General features: G+C 64.2%; 5 protein-coding genes and 1 pseudogene. All 6 read right to left on the bottom strand.

Annotated elements, in window-relative coordinates; translation table 11 throughout:
- The coding region (locus VZ95_RS08135; protein ID WP_045775406.1) for an IucA/IucC family protein at window positions 1-626 on the bottom strand (626 nt) is incomplete at its 3' end.
- Window positions 610-1,626 (bottom strand): IucA/IucC family protein, encoded by a 1,017-nt coding sequence (locus tag VZ95_RS28100; protein ID WP_269747084.1) that lies wholly within the window; start codon window positions 1,624-1,626, stop codon window positions 610-612. The genes VZ95_RS08135 and VZ95_RS28100, both read right to left, overlap by 17 nt.
- Entirely contained in the window at window positions 1,562-2,389 is an 828-nt protein-coding gene (locus VZ95_RS26830) for an IucA/IucC family protein (RefSeq protein WP_269747083.1), read from the bottom strand. Before VZ95_RS26830 ends, VZ95_RS28100 begins: the two co-directional genes overlap by 65 nt.
- A 94-nt stretch (window positions 2,390-2,483) precedes the next feature.
- Entirely contained in the window at window positions 2,484-2,771 is a 288-nt protein-coding gene (locus tag VZ95_RS08125; protein WP_052711599.1) for a DUF2218 domain-containing protein, read from the bottom strand.
- A gap of 11 nt (window positions 2,772-2,782) precedes the next feature.
- Window positions 2,783-3,310 carry a TonB-dependent receptor domain-containing protein gene (locus VZ95_RS28095; protein WP_269747082.1) on the bottom strand — a complete coding sequence of 176 codons (528 nt, stop codon included), beginning with the start codon at window positions 3,308-3,310 and terminating at the stop codon, window positions 2,783-2,785.
- A gap of 80 nt (window positions 3,311-3,390) precedes the next feature.
- Window positions 3,391-4,962, bottom strand: a pseudogene (locus VZ95_RS08120) (TonB-dependent receptor domain-containing protein); the annotation flags it as partial.
- Between the last annotated feature and the right edge of the window lie 268 nt (window positions 4,963-5,230).

Genomic DNA, 5,230 nt, shown 5'->3' with positions numbered 1-5,230 from the left:
GCTCGCCGCCGGGCAAGATCGGCCCAAGCGTCGGCCCCCAGTTCCGCTTCCCAGAAGGCGGTTTCCGCCGTGGGCAGCGCTTGGCGCAGGTCGGCCCGCGCCACCGCCAACCAGAAAAGCTGGAACCGCGCCCCCGCCTCCGGCCCGAAAGCAGCGTGATCGGCGTCCGAAAACCCGAGCCGCGCCTTGAAGCAGGGGTGATAGGGGTGCCCCTCCTCCAGCGCCGCGTCCAAATCGCTATAGGGCAGATCCAGGCGCGGGCGGCGGTTCAGGTGCGCCGCATTCCAGCGGCAGAGGGCAATCGTCCGGTCAAGCTCCGCCAACAGCGCGGCGCGATGGGCGTCGGGCATCGGCAACCCTGCCAGAAGCGCCCTGGGCTCGGCAGGCCGCCAGTGCCCATCGGCCCCGGCTTGCTGCACCGATCCCGGCGTCACGCGCAGCCGGTCGAACGGCCCGAGCCGCCCGAAGCCGCGAAAGCGATAACCGGGCGCGTGCCACTCGAAGCAGAGCGTGCCGTCCAGCGGGGTGCAGCGCGCCTCGATCAGCTTTTCGAAGAGCAGCGCCGCCACCAACTGACGGACGACGCGTTCCTGCGGCTGATCGGGAAGATCACGAGGGAAGGGCATAGGGTGCTACCGAGGCCCCGGTCGGCGGGGCTAAGGGATTGGGGAAATGGGCGTAAAGCGCCCCTTCGTCGGCCACGTCCAATTCGTCGATATCGAAAAGGCGGGTGGTGAGGTTGAACTTCGCCCCCAGTGTCGGGCGCGCCAGCAAATCGGTGACGAACCCCTGCCCGGCCCCGCGCAACTGCGGTAACAGAGCTTCCAAGCAGGCGCGCAGCTCCGCCAAAAGCCCGGCTTCGGGGCTCAGCCCGTCCTTATCCAGGCGCGCGATGACCGAGAAAATCTGATTGACGATCAGGTAATAGGAAAAGCGCTTATTGATTTCGGCTTCATCATAATAAAGCGCGCGGATATTATCGGACTCGGGGATATAGCGCCGCAAATAGGCGCGGTAGCGCTCCGAGAGATAATAACCCTGATTGTCCCGATAATAGAAAGCCTGCGGCAGCCCCGCACTCACCTCCAATAGGCTATTCTGCTGATGCGCCTCCAGGGCAATGCCGTGCGCATCGTAAAGCTGCACCAGCGGCACCAGCGCGCAGGCGAGGTAGGCGCGGAACCAGCCCTGCGCCGCCATAGCCGGACTCTGATCGCCCATTTGCGCGACACGCCGCACGAGGGTTTCCAGCCGCGAGCTTTGACCCGGCAGCGGATCGGCCGTGAGGGCGGCAACGGTCATCACGCCCGCATCCCGGCCTGCGGTGAAGGGATTCTCCCGCAAAATCACCTCGAACCCGCTTTCGGCCCGCCCCGGCAGCGTGATCGTCATATAGGCGGGGTCGAGAATGAAGCGCAGCCCTGTGTGCAGAGCGGGGCCAAGCGCGCCGATCAGCTTTGCCATCGTCACCCCCGCCTCCAACTCGTGCCGCCGATTGACGCGAACGGAGTTGGTAATGCGCACCGGCAGGGAGAATTTCAGCATCCACGGGCTTGCGGCGCTATAGACCGTGCGGACCGAGGAGGTGGCGGTATAGAGCGGCCCGCCCGGCCCCAGCGCGCGCAAAAACGCCCGCCGCCTGCAACGCTTGAATCGCCGGATCGAGTAACAGCGCTTCGGCCTGCAACGGGTGCATCGGAATAATCTGCTCGCCCGGACGCAAGCCAAGGCGCGCGGCAGCCTCCCCGAACACATCCGCGAGAATCGTCGGGGCGGACGCCCCCACTGCCGAGGCATGGGCGACGTGGGCGCTGTCCACCGCAAACAAATGCAGGCGGAACTGCCCGTGCAGCTCGGGCGCATAATGCGTCATTTGCCAGTCGGTCATGCCTTGTAGGCTTTTCGGCGTCGGGTGCAGCCAATGGCCGAAGACCAGCGATTGTTCGGCGGCAATGAAGCTCTCAGGATCGCTGGCCGGGTCTACCGGGGCTTCGAGATAGCGTTGAACCGATTGATAGCTTTGCAAAACCCGCAGCAGCAGTTCGAGTTCGTGACCACGCCGCGCGGGGTCCCGCGCCCCGCCCGCCGGGCGATAGCATTCCCGCGCCAGCAGATAGACGGCGGAAAACGGCTCGACCTCTTGCCAGCCAAGCTCGGCTAAGCGGCGCTGCCAGATCCGCCCGAAGCGGCACGGGCCGCAGCGCGACGGGCTGAGCAGTTCGGCCTGCAACAGCAAGCGCTGCGACGGCAGCCCCCATTCAACACAGGCGAGCGGCTCCCCGGTTTCCGAAGGCCGCTGCATGACCGTGCCGGGATCGATTTCCCGCAGGTAGCAGTTGGCAAAACTCTGAAAAGTGACTTGTTCGGCGATTGCTTGAGAGGAACGCATGATAGGCCAATCCAGTCATGACTCGGGGCAGCGCCGAGTCGCAGACGCCGGGCTCACGGGGGAGCCCTAAGCGGGGGCTGTCATCTGCGTGGGGTTAACAACGGGTCCAGGTGAGCGCTTCGCCCCCCTCACGGAAAGCGAAGCGCAACAGGTGGCTTTCGATAACGCTTTGGGTTTCCACCAGCTCGGCTTCGGTCGGCGCGGTGACGCGCAGCCGCAGCCGGGCTGCGTCGGCCTCAAGCCCTGCCGTGCCGCAGACGAAGCGGCATTCGCCGCGCGCCTCCGAAAGCTCGACGGGGATTTTATGGGCGAAATGCTTGCAGACCTGGGTTAGATACCGATGGGCCTGCGCCGTTTCGAACTCGGCAACCGAAGTCAGCATCGCGCCACCCCCTAGAACTTCGCCGACGCGCTGAGCAGGAAGGCCCGGCCCGGCTGATACAGCGGGGTGACAGTGCCGAATTCCTGCCCATAGGTCGCGCGGTCGGCATAGGTGCGGTCGAAGAGATTGCGAATCTCGGCACGGAAGGTGAGGTTCGAATACTCCAGCGGGCTATATTCGGCGAAGGCGTTGAACACCTCATAGCCCTTCAGCGGCAAATTGCCGGGCGCGGCCTTATTGTAATCCAGCACGACTTCGAGATCGGCCCCGAGCGTCAGCCCCCAATCGCGGAAGCGATGCGCGCCGCCTAAGGTGATAATCTGGCCCATCGGCGTGGCAAGATAGGTGCCCGTCTCGGAATCGGCGGGCTGGCCGTTGATGGTCACGTCGATATCGGCATATTTGGCCCGCACATAGCCATCGTCCCAGGCGTAGCCCGCACCGATTTCAAAGCCCTTGGATTTAACGTCATAGGCAAGATTGCCGCTGGTGGCCGCGAATTTGGCCGCCCGCGCATCGTCGATCTTGGTCTGGAACACGCGGCCTTCGACCGTAAAGCTTGATAGCGCGCTTCGAGCCCGGCGGTGAGATTATCCGATTTCACCGGCTTCGGGCCGGAGCCATAGCGCCACGCCGTATTCATGATGAAATTTTCGGCCAACGGAATGCCCGCCCAAGCGTGGGAATAACCGGCTTTGGCGGTCAAATACTTCGGAACAACATCCACTTCCGCCGAAATATTATGGCTGACGCCGCTATTGTCCCACGTCTGCCCCGTCGTGCCGACGAAATGTTGCTGGTCGCCGCGCATCCCGAAGGAGACGCGCAGAATATCGATCGGCTCCAACCGCGCCTGGGCGTAGAGCCCCATATTGCGGGACCGCTCGCTCACCGAGAACGTTCGGTCCTCGTAAGACCCCTTATCCTTGTAGAAATCCGCCCCGGCGGTGAGCGTGCCGATCCCGAAGGTGAATTTATTCTCAATTTTGCCGTTCAGCGAATCGGTCGAGCCCTCGCCGGGATAGCTGCCGGGAACCGTGCTGCTGCCTACGGGCCGCGTGAAAATATCGGTTTCCACATCGGTGCGGCCATAGGCGAACACCAGCTTCGGATTCCAAAGATCGGACGGCTTGCTGTCGGCGTAGGAGAAGACCGTGTTTTGCCGCTGAATGCTATAGTCGCGCACTTTCGGCTCCCAGGCGGGGCGCCCGGAAATCGCGCCGACATTGGCGCGGAAGGGCCGCGCCGCGTCGTCGCGCACGCGCTCGTGACTGATCTGGAAACGGTGGCCCTGTTCGGTTTCCACCGCAATCTTGCCGAGGCCGCTCAGAACATCGGTTTCGGTCCCAGGCACCTTTCGCCCGTCCCCGCCCTTGAATTCGCTGCCCTTGCCGTAATTGATCGAGCCCAGCGCCTCAAACGGCCCGCTGCGGCCATAAGCGGTGGCATTGCTGACAAGGCTCGACCCATTGCTGTTGAAGGTCGATTTCACCTGCCCGCCAATGCCATCGCCCGGCAGAAGGTCGCGCGCGTCCTTGGTTTCATAGGCAATCGCGCCAGCTAGCGCCCCCGGCCCGGCATCGGCGGGCGCAACCCCGGCATCGACGCGCACGGCTTTCAGGAAGCTCGGGTCGATCACCGTCGTGCCATTATGGTGGAAGACTTTATTGTTCTGGCGGCTGCCGTCGATGGTCACGGCGAGGTTGGTTTCCTCGACGCCGTTCACATAGACTTTTTGCGACATGGGGAGCGAACTGCCGACGCGAATGCCCGGCTCGCCCGCAAATACGCCGCGCACATCGGACGGGTTCTTACGGTCGAGATCCTGCTGGGAAATCACGGTTTCCGCCACGCCGCCGCGCCGCAGGGTCGAATCATAGACCGCGACCGGCGCAAGCACCGTGGTCCCCGTCGGTGCCGCCGCACTCGCCACAACGAGAGAGGCCGTCGTCGGCCCCGTCATCCGAACCGAAAGCCCGGTGCCGCCTAGCAGCGTTTCCAACGCCTGCGCCGGGGTGAAGGTCCCCGAAACAGCGCGGGACGTGCGATTTTGTGCAAGCCCGCTGGCGTAACCGAGCTGCCAGCCGGTCTGGCGCACGAAAGCATCGAGCGCCGCCTGCAACGGTTGGGCGGCAAGCGCGAACGCCGTCGGCTGGCTCGCCGAAACTGCGGCGGCCGGTTGCTGCGCCATCGCCGTGCCCGCGACGGAAAATGCGCCCGCCAAAACGGTTGAGGCCATCAGCGTTACAACCAGCGGGCGGCTTTTCATCCCCCGCACATGGGTGTTGCGCTGCAAAAGCGAATCCGTCCGGCCGGTCATTCCGTGTCTCTCCCGTCTCAAAAGCTGGCTTTGGGGCGCGCTGTGGCGGACGGCTGAAGCCACCCCTGCTAACGAGACGTTCGAGCGCCGGGGCTCTCACAAAAAATTCTTCCCCTAGCGGATAAAAATCAGCCCGCCG

The organism is Elstera litoralis (assembly GCF_000963705.1).
In the GTDB taxonomy this organism is placed as follows: Bacteria; Pseudomonadota; Alphaproteobacteria; order Elsterales; family Elsteraceae; genus Elstera; species Elstera litoralis.
This window is presented reverse-complemented; position numbering and strand designations above follow the sequence as displayed.